The 19,531-nt window shown below is 54.9% G+C and carries 13 protein-coding genes; 2 read left to right on the top strand and 11 right to left on the bottom strand.

The window, feature by feature from the left end; translation table 11 throughout:
• Positions 1-120: 120 nt before the first annotated feature.
• The 11 genes from napF to lrp form a co-directional block, all read right to left on the bottom strand.
• Positions 121-681 carry a ferredoxin-type protein NapF gene (napF, locus tag V2154_RS06505; RefSeq protein ID WP_353501542.1) on the bottom strand — a complete coding sequence of 187 codons (561 nt, stop codon included), beginning with the start codon at positions 679-681 and terminating at the stop codon, positions 121-123.
• Complete coding sequence (gene dmsD / locus V2154_RS06500) at positions 681-1,289, bottom strand: Tat proofreading chaperone DmsD (protein WP_353501541.1); 609 nt, start codon at positions 1,287-1,289, stop codon at positions 681-683. Before dmsD ends, napF begins: the two co-directional genes overlap by 1 nt.
• 54 nt (positions 1,290-1,343) lie before the next feature.
• Positions 1,344-2,201, bottom strand: coding sequence for a dimethyl sulfoxide reductase anchor subunit family protein (locus V2154_RS06495; protein WP_353501540.1), 858 nt, complete (start codon positions 2,199-2,201; stop codon positions 1,344-1,346).
• 1 nt (position 2,202) lies between these two features.
• Positions 2,203-2,820 (bottom strand): DMSO/selenate family reductase complex B subunit, encoded by a 618-nt coding sequence (locus tag V2154_RS06490; RefSeq protein WP_100937623.1) that lies wholly within the window; start codon positions 2,818-2,820, stop codon positions 2,203-2,205.
• Positions 2,821-2,831: 11 nt separating this feature from the next.
• The gene (dmsA, locus tag V2154_RS06485; RefSeq protein ID WP_353501539.1) at positions 2,832-5,279 is read right to left on the bottom strand and encodes a dimethylsulfoxide reductase subunit A; all 2,448 of its coding nucleotides are present in this window, start codon (positions 5,277-5,279) and stop codon (positions 2,832-2,834) included.
• Between the two features lie 92 nt (positions 5,280-5,371).
• Positions 5,372-7,825 carry a selenate/tellurate reductase subunit YnfE gene (gene ynfE / locus V2154_RS06480; protein WP_353503932.1) on the bottom strand — a complete coding sequence of 818 codons (2,454 nt, stop codon included), beginning with the start codon at positions 7,823-7,825 and terminating at the stop codon, positions 5,372-5,374.
• A gap of 286 nt (positions 7,826-8,111) precedes the next feature.
• Positions 8,112-9,404: a serine--tRNA ligase gene (gene serS, locus V2154_RS06475; protein WP_353501538.1), complete on the bottom strand. Its 1,293-nt coding sequence runs from the start codon at positions 9,402-9,404 to the stop codon at positions 8,112-8,114.
• A gap of 106 nt (positions 9,405-9,510) precedes the next feature.
• Positions 9,511-10,854 carry a replication-associated recombination protein A gene (locus V2154_RS06470; RefSeq protein ID WP_353501537.1) on the bottom strand — a complete coding sequence of 448 codons (1,344 nt, stop codon included), beginning with the start codon at positions 10,852-10,854 and terminating at the stop codon, positions 9,511-9,513.
• A 7-nt stretch (positions 10,855-10,861) separates the two neighbouring features.
• Entirely contained in the window at positions 10,862-11,473 is a 612-nt protein-coding gene (lolA, locus tag V2154_RS06465; RefSeq protein WP_034789137.1) for an outer membrane lipoprotein periplasmic chaperone LolA, read from the bottom strand.
• A gap of 180 nt (positions 11,474-11,653) precedes the next feature.
• Positions 11,654-15,127 (bottom strand): DNA translocase FtsK 4TM domain-containing protein, encoded by a 3,474-nt coding sequence (locus V2154_RS06460; protein WP_353501536.1) that lies wholly within the window; start codon positions 15,125-15,127, stop codon positions 11,654-11,656.
• 121 nt (positions 15,128-15,248) lie between these two features.
• Positions 15,249-15,743, bottom strand: a complete 495-nt coding sequence (gene lrp, locus V2154_RS06455; protein ID WP_013574775.1) for a leucine-responsive transcriptional regulator Lrp — start codon at positions 15,741-15,743, stop codon at positions 15,249-15,251.
• Between the two features lie 736 nt (positions 15,744-16,479).
• On the opposite strand from lrp, the gene trxB reads away from it, so the two are divergent.
• Both trxB and cydD read left to right on the top strand, forming a co-directional pair.
• Entirely contained in the window at positions 16,480-17,445 is a 966-nt protein-coding gene (trxB, locus tag V2154_RS06450; protein ID WP_353501535.1) for a thioredoxin-disulfide reductase, read from the top strand.
• A 313-nt stretch (positions 17,446-17,758) separates the two neighbouring features.
• On the top strand, positions 17,759-19,531 hold the full coding sequence (gene cydD, locus V2154_RS06445; protein ID WP_353501534.1) for a heme ABC transporter permease/ATP-binding protein CydD: 1,773 nt from the start codon (positions 17,759-17,761) through the stop codon (positions 19,529-19,531).

Raw genomic sequence — 19,531 nt, 5'->3', positions numbered from 1 at the left:
AAGCGAAGAAATTGCGCGCATCATGCCACTGGCGATTTAAAAGTCAATTGGCTGAAAATCGGTATCAGCACAAACTGTGAGTCGATGATTTAAAACGCTAATCAATCCAACGCTAAGAACTCATGAAGGCTGTAATGACAAACTAATATCACCATGATAACAAACGAGTTTGCATTTACCGCAGCCGTTACAGTTATCGTTATTTATCGCCGGTTGATTATGTTGATTAAAAAATATTGCCGTCCGTGGACAGGCTATTTCACACATTCTGCACAAGTTATCGAGGCGTCCCAGACACTGCTGAGAAATAACCGGACGCAGCCCGGTATCCATCACCACCGTCGCCTCTAATGCCCCGCGCTGACAGGCGTGAGTGCAAGCGCCGCAAAAGTCGCACTCGGCGTACTCAATTTCCAGCCTGGTCTTGCCCTGTTCCACGGCGATGATGCCCATCGGGCAGGCATCGCGGCACGCCCCGCAGCCATCGCACGCTTGTAAAAAAAGCGGCTCGGCGATGGCCTGTGGCGGGCGAGCGCACTGGCGAACTAACACGCCGGCATCGCGATTGTCTTCAACGGCGCGCTGGCCGGAGGCGAAGAAGCCGCGAAACAGCCCGCGACGGCTAACTTCCCGCGAACTCATCCACGCCCGATAGTAATTGGCATCACGCGAATCGCTCATTAACGGTAAAGCTCCTGCTCAACCACGGCCAATGGGCAGAACTGCTGCCAGCCATCCAGCGTGACTTGCGCCAGACGCGCTACGGCTTGATAAAACGGATGCACCGCGCCTTGCTCGAGTAAGGACAAATAGCGCGATGACCAAGGCAGCAGGTGCTCGGCCAAAAACGCGTCAAGGTGCTGGGGATCGTTTTCCGCCAACCAGCTGGCCATCATCAGCATTAAGCCAATGTGATCTTCGGGTTCGGCCTGAACAAGCTGAGATTCAATGCCGCGCTGGCGCATCCACTCGCGCAGTTTGAGGGTTGAATCGCCAAACAAGACGCTCTCTTTATCCAGATAGACTGAGCCCCAAGGCGGAGCCGGTAAGGCGTACGGCCCGACAAACAGCCGCTGAAACGCCTCTTCGCAGGACTCTTCCTCACTCAAACTTTGCTGCAATAAAGCCTCGATATCAGCCGCAGCGTTAGCCGTTAAATAGGGCCATTCGCTTTTCCACGCCCCCTCTTGCAGCCATTGGATCAGCGGGAAAACCTGCGGTGAATCGGGCGGGAAGTAAAGCAGTGCGCCCAGCACTTTGCCAGTTACGGCGATAGTTTCAGTAGACATAGTTGACTCGTTTTTAGCCCGCGCGGCCTCAAGACGGCGCGGGCCCTGTGAAGCTTAGCTGCCGATGGCAACACCCACGGTCATATGCAGACCATAGAAAATGGCGCGTCCGATCAGCTCACCGGCAAATACCAGCACGAAGGCCAGAACCAGCGAGGCCACCGCCGGGCGTTTACGCATCACCAGTGGGCAAATCCAGCAGCCCAGCCCGAGTACCACCAGCACCACGCGCCATACCGAGAGCGCGCCGTATTGCGGGATAAGCGCCGAAGCGGCCTGTACCGAGCTGTTAATGCCTGCCAGACTGGCGCTTTGCATCATCATCACCGCGATACTCGCCACCAGAGCCACTACGCTAATCATCGGCAGCAGCCTGAGTCCGCACCCTTGGATGTTCGCGCCGCGCAGCAGCAAATAGCCCAGCAGCGGGCCGCCAATCAGCACGGTAAGAGCAAAGTTGAGTGCCGTGAAAGCATTGTCCCAGGTCGGCACGGTGTCGATTTCATACACCCGGCACATGGCGTAAACAAAGCCAACGCCCGCCAGCATAGTGACCACCAGCCAAACCTTGCCCAGCGCCTGCGGCATTTTATTCAACACCGCCAGCAGCCAGTAAATGCCGCCCAAAGCGAAGAAGAGCGAGCCGCTGCCAATCTCATTACTCAGCGGCGATGCGCCAAGGCGATTTAGCGAGTTGAAGGCGCGCAGCGGCGACCCCAAGTGCAGCACTGAAGCAATAAACGCCACCGCCATCAGCACCCAGAGAAAGAACATAGAAAGGTGAATGCGGCGCGTCTCTTCCCGCGTTCTATTCCCCAACAGCGCGATCGCCAGCACAATAAAACCGCCGACCACGCACTGGCCTAACACCGTAAAGACCATCAAAGGCCATTCATGCCATCCGTTTCCCATCTTAAACCTCCTTCGGGTTAGCTAAGTAACCCGTGGTGTCGCCCACCGGGCGGCTGTTCGCGTTCGGCTTAATCACAATATTCGGCTTGGTAAAGTGCGCGCCCGGCAGTGGAGCGACCTGCGCCAGCGTGCCGTATTTCTCGCGAAGCTCTTCAATCGGTGCCATATCCAGCGCGCGCAGCGGGCAAGATTCGACACAAATCGGCTTTTTGCCTTCGGCAATGCGCTCGTAGCAGCCATCACACTTAGTCATGTGCCCCTTAGCCGCGTTGTACTGCGGCGCGCCGTAAGGACAGGCCATGTGGCAATAGCGACAGCCGATGCACACCTCTTCATTGACCACCACGAAGCCATCTTCGCGTTTATGCATCGCGCCGCTCGGGCAGACTTTGGTGCACGCCGGGTCTTCGCAGTGGTTGCAGGAGATAGAGAGGTAGTAGGCATAGACGTTTTGATGCCAGCCGTCGCCGTCCTGCTGCCAGTCGCCGCCGGCATATTCATAAATGCGGCGGAAATTGACGTCCGGCGTTAAGTTTTTGAAATCTTTACAGGCCAGCTCGCAGGTTTTGCACCCGGTGCAGCGGCTTGAATCTATATAAAAACCGTATTGGGTTGTCATAATTTAGTCCTTTAAACCTTCGCCACTTGCACAAGGTTGGTATGAGAAGGATTACCTTTCGCCAGAGGGGAAGGCCGTTGTGAAGTCAGAACGTTGATGCTGCCGGCGCGGTCGATGCGCTTGCTGTCCGGCGAGTACCAGGCCCCTTCCCCGAGAGCCACCACGCCAGGCATCATGCGCGGCGTCACTTTGGCGGCAATCTGCACTTCACCACGCGCGTTGAAAATGCGGATCATATCGCCATTGCTGATACCCCGCGCCGCGGCGTCTAATGGGTTGATCCACATTTCTTGACGGCAGGCCGCTTTGAGCAGGTCGACGTTGCCGTAGGTGGAGTGCACGCGGGCCTTGTAGTGGAAGCCGGTTAATTGCAACGGATAGGTGCTGGCGAGCGGGTCGTCATAGTTTTCAAAACCGGCGGCGTAGACAGGCAGAGGGTCGATCACATCATCCTTTTCCAACTGCCACGTAGCGGCGATGTCTGCCAGTTGGGCAGAATAGATTTCGATTTTGCCCGACGCCGTAGCCAGCGGGTTTGCCACTGGGTCTTCGCGGAAGGCTTTATAAGCCACGTGATGGCCCTGGGGGTCGCGCTGTTTGAACATGCCTTGCTGGCGGAAAGTGTCGAAATCCGGCAGCGCCGGAATAGCCTGCATGGATTGAAGGTAGAGATGGCGCAGCCACTCTTCCTGCGTCCGCCCTTCGGTGAACTTCTGCTCCACGCCCATGCGCTTGGCCAGTTCGCTGGTCATTTCATAAATGTTTTTGCATTCAAAACGCGGCTTGATGGCCTGATCGGCAAAAATCACGTAGGACATGTTGCCCGCCGAGGCGTCGAGGCAGAAATCCATCTGCTCAGAGGCGGTACAGTCCGGTAGCACGATATCGGCGTATTTGGCCGAGGAAGTCATGTGGTTATCAATCACCACAATCATCTCGCACTTTTTATCATCCTGAAGAATATCGTGGGTGCGGTTGATGTCGGAGTGCTGGTTTATCAGGCAGTTACCGGCATAGTTCCAGATGAACTTAATCGGCACATCCAGCTTCTCTTTGCCGCGCACGCCGTCGCGGGTGGCAGTCATTTCCGTGGCGCGGAAAATCGCGTCGGTCCACATAAACATGGAAATGCTGGTCTGAACCGGGTTTTCGAAGGTCGGCATGCGTACAAAAGGCAAGCTGTAAGAGCCTTCACGCGCCCCTGAGTTACCGCCGTTAATGCCCACGTTGCCGGTCAGTATGGCGAGCATGGCTATCGCGCGAGTGGCGGTTTCGCCATTGGAGTGGCGCTGTGGCCCCCAGCCTTGGGTGATAAACGCCGGTTTGGCCTGCCCAATTTCGCGGCCTAGCTTGATGATTTTATCAGCCGAAATGCCGGTAATTTTGGCCGCCCAGCTTGGGGTTTTAGCGATACCGTCCGCGCCCTGCCCAAGAATATAGGCTTTATAATGACCATTCTTCGGCGCACTAGCAGGAAGGGTTTTCTCGTCGTAGCCAACGCAGTATTTGTCGAGGAAGGGCTGATCGACCAGATTTTCGCTGATCATCACGTGGGCCAGCGCGGCGGCCAGTGCGGCGTCGGTGCCAGGGCGGATCGGCAGCCACTCATCTTCACGGCCTGCGCCAGTATCCGTGTAACGCGGATCGATGATAATCATCCGCGCCTTGGATTTTTGCCTCGCTTGTTCAATGTAGTAAGTCACCCCGCCGCCGCTCATCCGCGTTTCGCCAGGGTTGTTGCCGAACAGCACTACCAGTTTGCTGTTTTCAATATCCGACGGGCTGTTGCCATCCGCCCAGCCGCCGTAGGTGTAGTTCAGTCCTTCAGCAATCTGCGCCGAGCTGTAGTCGCCGTAATGATTGAGGTAGCCGCCGCAGCAGTTCATCAGGCGGGCAATCAGCGTCGCGCCCGGTGGCCATGAACGGGTCATGGTGCCGCCCAGCGTGCCGGTGCCGTAGTTGAGATAAATCGCTTCGTTGCCGTACTGGCTGATGATCTTCTTCATGCTGCCGGCGAGGGTGTCGAAAGCCTCCTCCCAGCTGATGCGCACGAATTTGCCTTCGCCGCGCGCGCCGACTCGTTTCATCGGGTATTTCAGGCGGTCCGGGTTATACACGCGGCGGCGCATGGAGCGGCCGCGCAGGCAGGCACGAACTTGATGCAGCCCTTCATAATCGTCATTGCCGGTGTTATCGGTTTCCACATAGCGAATTTCGCCGTCAACCACGTGCATCCGCAGCGGGCAGCGGCTGCCGCAGTTCACGGTACAGGCGCTCCAGACTACTTTTTCATTCTGAGCGGTAGCCGTGGCTGGCGATTGGTCGGCGCGTGCCTGTCGGAATGGCAACGAGATGCCACCGGCAGCGGCGGCCAGGCCAACCAGAGCGGAACTTTTCATCAAGGTGCGGCGGCTTAACCCCGCGCCCTGCGACGCTTTCCCTTGTTTGTTTATCGACATTACTTGCTCCTAAATATCCTCACGGGTGTTGCCCAGAGGCGAAACTTGGTATGGCTAGATGGGCAATGGATCTCTTGGTCCATTGCCTCGGTTTACACTTTTTCTATTTGAATCAGATTGGTATGTTGCGGATTGCCCTTGGCTAATGGCGAGGCGCGATGCGTGGTCAGGGTGTTCATACAGGCGCCATGATCGACGCGATCTCCGGCCATGTTGGCCTGATGCCAGGCTCCCTGCCCCATCGCCACCACGCCCGGCATGATCCTTGGCGTCACCTTGGCGGCCACTCGCACCTCTCCTCGCCCGTTAAATACGCGCACCGCGTCGCCGTTTTTAATGCCACGGCCCTGTGCATCCAGTGGGTTGATCCATACCTCCTGACGGCAGGCGGCTTGCAAAATATCGATATTGCCGTAGGTCGAGTGGGTACGCGCCTTGTAGTGGAATCCGAACATCTGCAGCGGATATTGGCTGCGCATTGGGTCATCCCAGCCTTCAAAGGTCGAGGCATAAACCGGCAGCGGGCTGATGGTTTCGTCCTTCTCCAACTCCCAGCGCGAGGCGATATCCGCCAACGCCGAGGAGTAGATTTCAATCTTGCCGGAAGGGGTTTTCAGCGGGTTAGCCTGCGGGTCTTCGCGGAATTTTTTATACGCGACAAAGTGGCCATTCGGGTCTTTGCGCTTATAGATACCCATCTGGCGCAGCTCTTCATAGGCCGGTAATGTCGGATCTTTGGCGAGCATTTTGGCGTACAGATACTGAAGCCATTCGCGCTGGGTACGGTTTTCCGTAAACTTGCTGTGTACCTCTGGACCAAGGCGACGGGCGACTTCACTCATCACCTCATAGATGCCTTTGCGCTCAAACTTGGGTTTGGTGGCGGGCTGAATGAAGATCAGATACCCCATGTTGCCAGCGTAATCATTCGGGATGATGTCCTCCTGCTCGGTGGTCATCAGATCTGGCAGCAGGATGTCGGCATATTTCGCCGAGGAGGTCATGAAGTTTTCCAGCACGACAATCATTTCGCACTGGCTGTCGTCTTGCAGAATGTCGTGGGTTTTATTGATGTCCGAATGCTGATTGGTGATGGTGTTACCGGCATAGTTCCAGATGAACTTGATCGGCACGTCCAGCTTGGCTTTGCCGCGAACGCCATCTTTTTCGGCCGTCATTTCCGGACCGCGGAAGATAGCGTCGGTCCAGCTAAAGCAGGAGATCTGCGTCTTCACCGGATTGGTTAATACCGGCATGCGCTCAATGGTGATGGTGTAAGTGGACTCACGCGCTCCGCTGTTGCCGCCGTTGATGCCCACATTGCCGGTCAGGATTGGCAACATAGCGATAGCCCGCGAAGTCAGCTCGCCGTTGGCTTGGCGCTGCGGCCCCCAGCCCTGAGAAATATAGGCCGGTTTCGCCTGACCCATCTCACGCGCCAGCTTGATAATTCGCTCGGCCGGAATACCGGTGATATGCGAAGCCCACTCCGGGGTTTTCGCCGTGGCGTCTGTCCCTGTCCCTAAAATATAGGCTTTGTAATGACTATTTTCTGGTGCCCCTGCTGGCAACGTTTTCTCGTCATAACCGATGCAATAGCTGTCGAGGAAGGCTTGATCGACCAGATTTTCTGTGATTAACACGTGCGCCAGGCCGGCGACCAAGGCGGCGTCGGTGCCCGGACGAATGGGGATCCACTCATCTTCGCGCCCGGCGGCGGTGTCGGTATAGCGCGGATCGATGACAATCATGCGCGCATTAGATCGCTCGCGGGCCTGTTCGAGGTAGTAAGTGATCCCGCCGCCGCTCATGCGCGTTTCCGCCGGGTTATTGCCGAAAAGTACTACCAGCTTGCTGTTTTCAATATCTGAGGTGCTGTTGCCGTCGTTGCTGCCATAGGTGTAAGGCATGGCGCAGCTGATCTGCGCGGTACTGTAGGTGCCGTAATGGCTGAGGAAGCCGCCGTAGCAGTTCATCAGACGGGCCACTAAAGAGGCATAAGGCGAGGAGCGCGTAATATTGCCGCCGACGATACCGGACGTATAGTTGATGTAAACCGCTTCATTGCCGTACTTGGCGACGATTCGCTTTAAATTATTGGCAATTTCGTCGAAAGCTTCATCCCAGCTGATGCGTTTGAACTTGCCTTCGCCGCGCTTGCCTACTCGCTTCATCGGGTAGTTGAGTCGCTCGGGGTGATTCATGCGGCGGCGAATAGAGCGCCCGCGCAGGCAGGCGCGCACCTGATGATCGCCATACTGGTCATTGCCGGTGTTGTCGGTTTCAACCCAATAAACTTCTTCGTCGCGCACGTGCAGCCGCAGAGCGCAGCGGCTGCCGCAGTTGACCGAGCACGCGCCCCAGACCACTTTCTCTGCTGCCTGATGGGCAGCGGGTTGGATGGCATCGGCGACGGCTTTGCGGCTGAATGGTAAACAGACACTCCCCGAAGCCAGCGCTAGCCCGGCAAGAGTTGATGATTTCATCAGGGTACGGCGGCTGATACCGCCTTTTTCGACAGGTTGTGTTGGCTTTTTATCCCGCATGCTCTGCTCCATGTGATTTTCCTGATAGCGAGTCCATGTCGACACGGGCATTGAAGATCAGTTATCAGGTAAGGGAGAGCGGGCTAAGACGTTATGATCAGATGATTTATACCCACTCTTACGCAGGGGATATTACTCATTAGTGGTTAGCAAACTTTGTTTGCTATCAAGAAAGGAGGGCTTTACTTAAGCAGAGCAGTGAATTGTTTCGAGTGGCGCACACTTTAAAACGTAAAAAAGGCGCCCGAAGGCGCCCTTTCGCTATATTATAAAATATATAGCGCTATTAACCGATCACTTCCAGTCCACGCATGTACGGACGCAGAACTTCTGGCACTTCAATGCGGCCATCTTCCAACTGATAGTTTTCCAGCACGGCAACCAGAGTACGGCCAACCGCTAAGCCAGAACCGTTCAGGGTATGAACCAGACGCGGCTTTTTCTCAGTTTTGCTGCGGCAGCGAGCCTGCATGCGACGAGCCTGGAAATCACCCATGTTGGAGCAGGAAGAGATTTCGCGGTAAGTGTCCTGCGCTGGCAACCAGACTTCTAAGTCATACGTTTTGGTTGAGCCGAAGCCCATATCGCCAGTACACAGCAGCACTTTGCGGTATGGCAGGTTGAGCAGCTGCAACACTTTTTCAGCGTGGCTAGTCAGCTCTTCCAGAGCTTGCATGGAGTCTTCCGGGCGAACAATCTGCACCATCTCAACTTTGTCGAACTGGTGCATACGGATCAGACCACGGGTGTCACGACCATAAGAACCAGCCTCGGAGCGGAAGCACGGAGTATGCGCAGTCAGTTTGATTGGCAGTGACTCTTCTTCAACAATCTCGTCGCGCAGCAGGTTGGTCAGTGGGACTTCAGCCGTTGGGATCAGCGCGTAGTTGCTGCTCCCCGCTTCTTCTCCCAAAGGCTTGGTGTGGAACAGGTCTTCACCAAACTTCGGTAATTGACCGGTGCCGAACAGCGTGTCTTGGTTTACCAAGTAAGGCACGTAAGTTTCGCTGTAGCCATGCTGCTCAGTATGCAGGTCCAGCATAAACTGGGCCAGCGCACGGTGCATGCGAGCGATCTGCCCTTTCATCACCACAAAGCGCGAACCCGTCAGCTTAACGGCGGAAGCGAAATCAAGCCCACCGGCCAGTTCGCCCAGTGAAACGTGATCGCGAACTTCAAAGCCATACTGGCGCGGAGTGCCCCAGCGACTGATTTCTTGATTATCGTTTTCATCTTTGCCGGCTGGAACAGAGTCATCTGGCAGGTTCGGGATCGCAGAAGCGATGTCGCGAATAGCCGTCTGCAAAGCATCAAGTTCTGCTTTCGCCGCATCCAATCTCTCACCCAGCTCATTAACTTCCTGACGCAGGGGCTCGATGTCTTCGCCACGGGCTTTCGCTGCACCGATCGATTTCGATCGTGCATTACGTTCTGCCTGCAGAGTTTCCGTTTCTACTTGCAAGACTTTGCGACGTTCTTCTTGAGAACGCAGCGTTTCCACATCGAGTTTAAAACCTCTGCGAGCCAGTTTTTCTGCAACTGCGTCTAGCTCATTACGCAGCAGATTGGGATCGAGCATGCTAATCCTGTACGTGTTGTTTTGAATGTGAATTAGATGAAGCACGCCGCCTGAATAGGCAGCATGTCAAAGAGTTATCAGAAGTAACCTTACCGCAACAGCAATATTAGCGGTAGCGTTTTGTCGGGCTATTTTGATCTTGTTCAGTCAACCATGCCAGCTTTTCACCAATCTTACCCTCCAGACCGCGAGAAGAAGGATAATAGTACTGGGTGTTAGCCATTTGTGAAGGGAAATAGTTCTCACCGGCAGCGTAGGCATTGGGTTCATCATGGGCATAACGGTACTCTGCGCCCAGTCCCATCTCTTTCATCAGCTTGGTCGGCGCATTGCGTAAATGCTCTGGGACGTCGTAGTCAGACTGTTCGCGGGCATCGCGCATCGCGGCTTTAAACGCAGTGTAAACAGCATTACTTTTTGGCGCACAGGCAAGATAGACGATGGCCTGCGCAATCGCCCGCTCGCCCTCGGCCGGGCCGACGCGGGTGAAACAGTCCCAGGCGGCAATTGCTACCTGCATGCCGCGCGGGTCGGCATTGCCAACATCTTCTGAGGCAATAGCCAACAGGCGGCGCGCCACATAGAGCGGGTCACCACCAGCGGTGATGATACGCGCATACCAGTACAGCGCGGCGTCGGGAGATGAGCCGCGCACTGATTTATGCAGCGCGGAGATCAAATCATAATATCGATCACCTTTATTGTCGAAACGCGCGCTGCGCTCACCGGAGATCTCCTTCAACAATTCAGGCGTCAGGGTTCTCACGCCTTTTTTGTCGATTTCGGCCATGTCGGCCATCATCTCGATACTATTTAGCGCACGCCGCGCATCGCCGTTGACCAGCTCGGCCAGCATGCGGCGAGTTTCAGCGGGAACCACAATTTTCTGATCGGCGTAGCCGCGCTCTTTGTTGGTCAGCGCCTGCTCGATAACTTTTTCAATATCCTCTGCAGTGAGCGATTTGAGCAGATAGACACGGGCGCGGGACAGCAGTGCCGAATTCAGTTCAAAAGAGGGGTTTTCGGTGGTCGCGCCAATAAAGGTGATGGTGCCATCTTCAATGTGCGGCAAGAAAGCATCTTGCTGGCTTTTGTTGAAACGGTGCACCTCGTCCACAAAGAGGATGGTGCGACGGCCCGCGTCGCGATTCTGCCGCGCACGTTCAATGGCTTCGCGGATCTCTTTGATGCCTGAAGTCACCGCCGAGATACGCTCGACGTCGGCGTTGGCGTAGCGCCCTATCAGCTCCGCCAGCGTCGTTTTCCCGGTGCCCGGCGGCCCCCACAAAATCATCGAATGCAGCTGCCCCGCTTCTATCGCGCGCGGTAGCGGCTTGCCAGCGGCTAAAAGGTGCTGCTGGCCGATGTATTCTGCAAGTGAAACTGGCCGCATTCTTGCGGCCAGTGGCTGGAACTCATTATGAGAAAAATCGAGTGACAGATTACTCAAAGGGACCTCACTGACGCTGGTCGTCCACCGTCACGCCTTTCGGCGGTGTAAATTTGAATTTGGCATCATCAACCGACGCGTTCTGCTCGCCTTTCAGGCTATACGCGCTTTTCTGACCATCTTGCTCCACCGCGGTAAAGCTTTTGATGGTGCCGGTTGGTGTCACGGTGATCGCAAACTGCTTCAGATTACCGGCTGCCGTTTTTGGCGTTAATTCGAAATCATCGCCTTTTTGTTTAACGTTGTACTTGGCCCAGTCACTGCTGTCGTTACGCGTGATCAGCATAAACGGCGTGTTACCGGTGGCGTTTTTCAGCCAGGTTGCCGTGACTTGCTCAACAAATGGGTTATAGAACCACAGGGTTTTACCATCGGAAACCAGAATGCTTTCATCCGGCGAGGTCATGTGCCAGTTAAACAAGTTAGGACGTTTAACCCACAGTTCACCTTCACCTTGCTGCACGGCGGCGCCGTCATCACTGGTAACGGTTTGCGTGAAACTGGCATGGAAAGTATTCAGCTTGCCCAAGCGACTTTTCAGGTCACTGCTGGCATCGGCTAAAACCGAGGCGGAAGTAAATGCTGTCAATAAACAACCAACAACTAACAATTTTTTCATTCTTATCTCTACCTCAGAAACCATTTTTGATTCAGACGTTGCCTTGTGTTAATACACAGGCCCATGTTGCGAACTCTAGCCGAGGCGCTGGCACAAAGGTAGCTCATTCGTCTGAAAAACTAGGGGTTTACGCTTCTTTGCACAAAGGCCACCATGGCGACCTTTGTGCATTCGACGATATTATTCGTGAGAAGGTGGGGCTAAGACTTCACGGTTACCGTTGTGGCCCGGCGTACTCACAATGCCCTGCGCTTCCATTTGCTCAACGATACGCGCCGCGCGGTTATAGCCGATGCGGAACTGGCGCTGAACGCCGGAAATCGAAGCACGACGCTTGTCGACCACAAAGGCTACGGCCTGATCAAACAGCGCATCCAGCTCTTCATCGCTGTCCAAACCACCGCCGCCCCCTTCGCCATCTTCACCACCCGCAAGGATGCTGTCGATGTACTTAGGACGCCCGCGCGCTTTCCAGTCCTGAACCACGGCGTGGACTTCCTGGTCACGGACGAATGCGCCGTGAACACGAACCGGAATCGACGAGTTTGGAGCCATGTATAGCATGTCACCCATTCCCAGCAGGGACTCGGCGCCGCCTTGGTCCAGAATGGTACGGGAATCGATTTTACTCGACACGGTAAAGGCGATACGGGTCGGAATGTTGGCCTTAATCAAGCCGGTAATAACGTCTACTGATGGGCGCTGAGTCGCCAGAACCAAGTGAATACCGGCCGCACGGGCTTTCTGAGCCAGACGCGCAATCAGTTCTTCAACTTTTTTACCTACCGTCATCATCAGGTCAGCAAACTCATCGACCAACACAACGATAAATGGCTCTTTTTCCAGATAAGGCGGCTCAGCGGCCATGCCATCACCCGGTTTCCAGAATGGGTCGGGGATCGGACGGCCCATGGCTTCGGCCTGCTCAACTCGCTCGTTATAACCCGCCAAATTACGCACACCCAATGCCGACATCAGCTTATAACGGCGTTCCATTTCGCCAACACACCAACGCAGCGCATTGGCGGCGTCTTTCATGTCAGTTACCACCTCGGTTAACAGGTGTGGAATGCCCTCATAGACCGAAAGCTCGAGCATTTTCGGGTCAATCATGATGAAGCGAACTTCTTCCGGCGTTGCCTTGTAGAGCATGCTGAGGATCATGGCGTTGACGCCGACCGACTTACCAGAACCGGTGGTACCGGCCACCAGCAAGTGTGGCATTTTCGCTAAGTCAGCCACGACTGGCTCACCAGAGATATCCTTGCCCAGCACGATGGTCAGCGGCGACGGACTGTCTTTGAATTTGTCACAGTCCAGCACTTCGCGCAGGTAAACGGTCTGGCGCTTCTTGTTTGGCAGCTCCAACCCGACATAAGGTTTTCCAGGGATAACTTCAACCACGCGCACCGCAACCGCCGAGAGCGAACGCGCCAAGTCGCGCGAGAGATTCGAAATACGCGCGGCTTTCACGCCCGGCGCCAGATCCAATTCGAAACGGGTGATCACCGGCCCTGGCAACTTATCGACAACATCGGCTTTGATGCGGTAATCGTTCAGACGCGCTTCAATCAGGTTGCCCATCTGTTCCAGTGCAAACTCATCCACCGGCTCAGATTCGGCTGGCGGGGAGGTCAACAAATCGAGCGACGGCAGCGGCGTGGTCGGTTTCACCAACGGCTGCTCGTGACGCATCAGGAATGGATGGATCAGGCTATCCATATTCGGCTGAGCAGGTTGAGATTGGTCCGGCGCCTCATATTGTTCGATTGGCTGGTGCTTCGGCGCTGTCTGTCGATAGCTTTGGCCGAAGGTCGGCACTTCTGGCTCATCTTCTTCTTTGTGCGGTGACAGCGTAAACAGAGGTTCGGTTGGCGTGTCATCCACCAAATCCGCCATCGGCGAGAAGGTGAAAGCATCATGCGTGCTGATGTTCATCGCGGCAGCCGCGAGTGCATCCGCCGCCGCAGAAGAGACTGGGTTCTGCTGTGGCGCGCTGTGCTGAGAGTAAGCAGGCTGAGTGTCCTGCTGCTCATCCTGCTGATAACGGTTCTGCTCACGGGCAGCGAAAGCCTGACGAAGCTCGGCTTCTTGCAAGGCCGCCTCTTCATCTTCTTCTGAAGCAACGTGTTCATCGCCATAGCGCTGACTCTGCTGCTCAGCAAACTGCTGGCGCAACGCCGCTTCTTGTAATGCGGCTTGATCATCGCCCTGCTCGCTATCCGCTTCATCTATAACGGGCTGTTGCTGGGCAGCAAGCTGCTCCTGCTGCTCGGCAATGCGTTGTGAAGGTAACTTGATGCCATAAGAAGCCAGCTCACGTCGCGTTGGAATACGCACCGGATTCGGCCTTGGCAGCTCGGGACCCACGCCTTTTTTGACCTGCGAATTGCCGTCACTGACCGCGCTGAAGGCAGGCATAAAGGTATTGCTGGCAGAGCTGGCTGACTGCCCGGCCTGTGCCAAACCTGTCGCCAATGCCGCAGTGGCCGCCAGACTGTTGACTTCGCTGCTGTCGCGCTGGGCGGTGCTGAAGTCAAAAGGTGAACGTTCCGGCTCGGAAGGCGCGCTGGCCTGCCAATTGCCTAAGCGTGGCTCATCGTCATCATAAGATGGCGATTTGGTTGGCTGCTGCGGAGCTGGTGTTTCTTGCGGAATTTCAAAGCTATAGAGCGGCGGTGCGGGAGCAATAGTTGGCTCCGGCGCAGCAGGCATCTCAACTTCAGGTGCTGGCGCCCTCACCTCACTCGCAGCATGCTGAGTCACCTCTGGCGCTGGAGCAGGTGTTTGAACTGGCGCGGTTTCTGGCTGAGTTTTAGCCTCGGCATTGTCATGCAGCGACGGCGCGGAGAACAGTACGTCATCTTCATCATCCACGGCGGCATTGGCCGGTGCGACTTTGGCACTGGCGGTCGCAGCCGCGGCGGCTTTAGCGGCTGCGGAAGGCACGTAATCAGAGTCGAGTAACGGATCGTCATGGCTATCATGAGCAACATTTTCATGGTGATCATCTTCATAGTCATCATCATCGTTACGACGCGAACGGTTGGTCATGAAGGTGGTAACACCCAGCACCACGCCGCCAATTTTCTCTGCAATCGTCAGCCATGACCAGCCGGTAAACAGTGTCAGACCCGCCGCCCAAATACAGAGCAGAACCATGGTCGCGCCGACATTATTAAACCAAGGGGTCATCGCCGTGGTCAGCAAACTGCCAATCACGCCGCCTGAGGCAAAGTAATAAAGGTCATCAATATTGAAGGCTGCCAGTCCACAAGACGTAAGAATCAACGCCAGCGTACCAATAAGTCGCAGCGACAAAGAGAAATAGTCGATGTAATCCTGATTATCACGCTGACGAAACGCCGCCCAACACAGGCAAAGCATGATAGGGGGAATAGCGTAAGCCAATACGCCAAAAATGAAGAACAAGGTGTCGGCCATCCACGCACCTACACCACCACCCCAGTTATGAATAGGTCCATGCCATGCGGTCTGCGACCAGCTTGGATCTGAGGGGTTAAAACTCACCAGCGCCGCCATAAGGTAAACGGCGAAAACGGCTACCACTACCAGAACAGCTTCCAACACGCGGCGGCTACTGCTCAGTTTTTTCAGGGTAACGTCTTTATCTTCTGTATATTCCTGGCTCAAGAAAGGCTCTCCAGGTTCCTGTGGGCTGAAAAAGCAACAGCGCCGAGAACGGGCCTCGGCGCCGGGGCTGTATAGATACACAGGAGTGTAGCTAAATTTATAAGGTTTTGCACCTGAACCTTTACCGGGTCTTAATAACCAGACGGTTAGTTTGTTTTACTTCTTCCATCACCACGTAGGTGCGGGTGTCGTTAACGCCCGGCAGTCGAAGTAATGTCTCACCTAACAACTTACGATAGGCTGACATGTCAGGCACGCGGGTTTTCAACAGGTAGTCGAAATCCCCAGAAACCAAATGACACTCCTGAATATCTTCAAGTTTTTGTACTGCTGCATTGAATTGCTCAAACACGTCCGGTGCGCCACGGTTGAGTGTTATCTCAACAAACACCAGCAGCGATGCATCCAGATAGTGTGGATTGAGCAACGCGGTATATCCGTTAATGAAGCCTTGACGTTCTAAACGACGAACGCGCTCCAGACACGGTGTTGGAGATAATCCCACTCGTTTGGAAAGCTCGACGTTGGAGATCCGGCCATCCTTTTGCAGTTCGTTGAGGATGTTACGGTCAATACGGTCGAGATCTTTTCCCGGACGCTTTTTGTTGTCTACCATTATTATTGTCTCTCTGCTGTCCTTCCCTGCACCTGCCATACCCTAGCCAACTTCAATGTGTCAGGGTTTGTCCCAAGCGAAGACCCGATAGTTTTAGGTTTGAGTATGCCGTTTGATTGCGTGAGTCCCCTGTCGAAAGAAAACGCATTCAATGACGTTATACCGAGAAGAAATATCGCTGTGAAATGAATAGCTTGCGCAACGCTCGCTGTTTTCACTAAATCCTGCACAAGAAAAAACCAGCGAAACAACACCTTGAACAAGTCAGGTAGCAGCTGATCGTAGAATTTCAAGTCACAGGCAGGCGATTAATTTCTTCGTCCCTAGATGTTTTCGCAAATGCACAGCGGATTGTCAAAGTAAAAGAAGCAAAATCAGAAGAACGTGCCAGATTGAAATCTCACGGCCTCGTTTTTACCTATCTTTCAACGACCAATAATAACAAAACAATTAACCTACTTTTTCGTGCTAAAGCCTACATAAAGTCGGGATTTGCCGCGAAAAGGCCAGCGTTTGATGGAAAAATAACAAGCTCACAACATATTCATTGCCGGTTATTTGTCCAATCTTCAATCGGTTACCTCAAATGAGAGCTAACCGGGGTGTAGTTGTACGTGGGTTTGAAATTAAAAACTATCAGACAAATCGTTAACAACATCTGAGTTTGCTTTTTTTACTGCGCGGTTTTCCCTACAATCGGTTCATTGCTAGTCGCCATCACGGAGATGAATTGCTCATGAGTACGGTTAAACACAGTAAACTATTGATTTTAGGTTCAGGTCCAGCAGGTTACACGGCAGCGGTTTATGCCGCGCGCGCCAACCTGAATCCGGTATTGATCACCGGTATGGAAAAAGGCGGTCAATTGACTACCACCACAGAAGTGGAAAACTGGCCGGGCGACCCAGAGGGGCTGACAGGTCCGGGGCTGATGGAGCGCATGCACGAACATGCTGCGAAATTTAATACCGAGATCATCTTCGACCACATTAACAAAGTTGATTTGCAGAACCGCCCGTTCCGCCTGTTCGGTGACAGCGAAGAGTACACCTGTGACGCGTTAATCATCGCCACCGGGGCGTCTGCACGTTATATCGGCCTGCCTTCTGAAGAGGCGTTCAAAGGCAAAGGCGTTTCTGCCTGTGCGACCTGTGACGGTTTCTTCTATCGCAACCAGAAAGTCGCGGTAGTCGGTGGTGGTAACACCGCGGTTGAAGAAGCGCTTTATCTGGCGAACATTGCCGAAGAAGTGCATTTGATTCACCGTCGCGACAGCTTCCGCGCTGAAAAAATTCTTATCGACCGTCTAAACGAGAAAGCCACCAAGGGCAACGTGGTGCTGCACACCAACAAGACCTTGGACGAAGTTCTGGGCGACCAGATGGGCGTAACCGGCGCTAACCTGCGCGATGCGCGCACCGACGAGCTGAGCAAGCTCGACGTCGCGGGCGTGTTCATCGCCATCGGCCACAGCCCTAACACTGCCATTTTCGACGGTCAGTTGGAGCTGGAAAATGGCTACATCAAGGTGCAATCCGGCATCCAGGGTAATGCCACTCAGACCAGCATTCCTGGCGTGTTTGCCGCTGGCGACGTGATGGACCATATCTATCGTCAGGCGATCACCTCTGCGGGCACCGGCTGTATGGCCGCGCTGGATGCAGAACGCTATCTGGACGGCTTGGCGAAACCTGCTGTCTAATCGCTGAATGCCAGACAAGTATTAACTCCTCATGAGGCGGCCAATTGGCCGCCTCATTGTTTTGTTTTTTATGGAAATAACCGTTTTTATAGAAATAGATTTTTCAGCGTAAGTCCGAACATGTAACATGAGCGAGCTTTCGACTCAGCTCGGAATGCAACGGGTAATAGCACCGCCGTGGCGGCGCTTTTTTGGATCATGCGACCTGCGAGCGGGCTTCTTCAGCGTCATCCTGACTCTCCGTTCAATCGCATGTCACTCTATACGGAAATACCCCTGTGATTTCTGTATTGCTGCGCAGACTGATTGCCTGATGAATAAAACACGACAACAAGAACTCACCCGCTGGTTAAAGCAACAAAGCTCACGCGCCAAAGGCTGGATACGCCTGTCGATGATGCTGGGTTTACTCTCTGGTTTATTAATTCTTGCCCAAGCCTGGTTAATGGCGGGCCTGCTCCACAGCTTAATTATTCAAAACACGCCGCGCGACCAACTGGTGCAAAGCTTCCTGCTCTTGGCGCTGACCTTCATTCTTCGCGCCGTAGTGACTTGGCTGCGTGAACAGGTGGGCTTTATTTGCGGCAAGATTATTCGTCGCGAAATGCGCAAGCTCGTGCTGAACAGGCTGGAGAAGCTTGGCCCAGCGTGGATCCAAGGCAAGCCAGCCGGAAGCTGGGCCACCATCATTCTCGAGCAAATCGAAGAGATGCAGGATTACTACTCCCGCTATCTGCCGCAGATTGCGCTGGCGGGGATTATTCCCCTGCTGATTCTGGTGAGTATTTTCCCAATCAACTGGGCCGCGGGTATGATTCTGCTGGTCACCGCGCCATTAATTCCTATTTTTATGGCCTTGGTCGGCATGGGCGCGGCCGATGCCAATCGCCGCAACTTTACCGCCCTCGCCCGCCTGAGCGGCAATTTCTTAGACAGCCTGCGCGGCTTGGATACGCTGCGCCTGTTCCACCGCGCTCAGGCCGAAACCGCGCAGATCCAACGCTCTACCGAAAGTTTCCGCGCCCGCACTATGGACGTGCTGCGACTGGCGTTCTTGTCTTCCGCCGTGCTCGAGTTCTTCGCCTCAATCTCCATTGCCGTGGTCGCGGTCTACTTTGGCTTCTCCTATCTTGGTGAACTGAATTTCGGCAGCTACGGCACGCCTGTCACGCTGTTTGCCGGTTTTCTGGTGCTGATACTGGCTCCGGAGTTTTTCCAGCCGCTGCGCGATTTAGGCACCTTCTATCACGCTAAAGCACAGGCGGTGGGCGCGGCAGAGAGCCTGCTGACCTTCCTGAGTGCTGAAGCGGAAAGTCAGGGAGAAGGCACCCAGTCTTGGCCGACGGCAGCCGAGAGCGCCATTTCACTGGAAGCCGTCGACCTGATTATCCGCTCGCCGGACGGCAAAACGCTGGCTGGCCCACTTAATTTCACCCTGCCCGCGGGTAAACGCGTGGCGCTGGTTGGCCTGAGCGGCGCTGGGAAAAGTTCGCTGCTCAACGCCCTGCTCGGCTTCCTGCCTTATCAAGGCTCGCTGAAAGCCAATGGCATAGAGTTGCAGGAAATAGCCCGCGCGGACTGGCGCCAGCAGCTCAGCTGGGTGGGACAAAACCCGCACCTTCCGGAGCAGAGCCTGCGGGCTAATATCTTGCTGGGCTGGCCGGATGCCAGCGAAGCGCAGCTGCAATCGGCCATCGAGCGCGCCTATGTCAGCGAGTTTCTCCCTCTACTGCCCGAAGGCTTGGACACCGAGCTTGGCGACAGCGCGGCGCGCCTTTCCGTCGGGCAGGCTCAGCGCGTGGCCGTGGCTCGGGCCCTGCTCTCGCCTTGCCACCTGCTGCTGTTAGATGAACCGACAGCCAGCCTTGACGCCCACAGCGAAAAACGGGTGATGCAGGCGCTGAGCGACGCCTCTCAAGCACAAACCACGCTGCTGGTGACCCATCAGCTGGAAGACACCCGACAGTACGATGAAGTATGGGTGATGGATAAAGGCCAGCTGATCGAGCAAGGCGGCTATCAACAATTGGCGAGCGGGAATGGCGCATTTTCCCGATTGTTAGCTCAGCGCAGTCAGGAGCTATAA

This window comes from Ewingella sp. CoE-038-23 (assembly GCF_040419245.1).
Taxonomy (GTDB): Bacteria; Pseudomonadota; Gammaproteobacteria; order Enterobacterales; family Enterobacteriaceae; genus Ewingella; species Ewingella allii.
Note: the sequence above shows the minus strand (reverse complement) of the source record. Positions and strands in the feature narration are given on the sequence as shown.

What these genes read in the sequence shown, in the direction of transcription:
- napF (WP_353501542.1), bottom strand. Translation starts at nt 681, where the DNA reads ATGAGCGATTCGCGTGATGCCAATTACTATCGGGCGTGGATGAGTTCG.
- dmsD (WP_353501541.1), bottom strand. Translation starts at nt 1,289, where the DNA reads ATGTCTACTGAAACTATCGCCGTAACTGGCAAAGTGCTGGGCGCACTG.
- V2154_RS06495 (WP_353501540.1), bottom strand. Translation starts at nt 2,201, where the DNA reads ATGGGAAACGGATGGCATGAATGGCCTTTGATGGTCTTTACGGTGTTA.
- V2154_RS06490 (WP_100937623.1), bottom strand. Translation starts at nt 2,820, where the DNA reads ATGACAACCCAATACGGTTTTTATATAGATTCAAGCCGCTGCACCGGG.
- dmsA (WP_353501539.1), bottom strand. Translation starts at nt 5,279, where the DNA reads ATGTCGATAAACAAACAAGGGAAAGCGTCGCAGGGCGCGGGGTTAAGC.
- ynfE (WP_353503932.1), bottom strand. Translation starts at nt 7,825, where the DNA reads ATGCGGGATAAAAAGCCAACACAACCTGTCGAAAAAGGCGGTATCAGC.
- serS (WP_353501538.1), bottom strand. Translation starts at nt 9,404, where the DNA reads ATGCTCGATCCCAATCTGCTGCGTAATGAGCTAGACGCAGTTGCAGAA.
- lolA (WP_034789137.1), bottom strand. Translation starts at nt 11,473, where the DNA reads ATGAAAAAATTGTTAGTTGTTGGTTGTTTATTGACAGCATTTACTTCC.
- lrp (WP_013574775.1), bottom strand. Translation starts at nt 15,743, where the DNA reads ATGGTAGACAACAAAAAGCGTCCGGGAAAAGATCTCGACCGTATTGAC.
- trxB (WP_353501535.1), top strand. Translation starts at nt 16,480, where the DNA reads ATGAGTACGGTTAAACACAGTAAACTATTGATTTTAGGTTCAGGTCCA.
- cydD (WP_353501534.1), top strand. Translation starts at nt 17,759, where the DNA reads ATGAATAAAACACGACAACAAGAACTCACCCGCTGGTTAAAGCAACAA.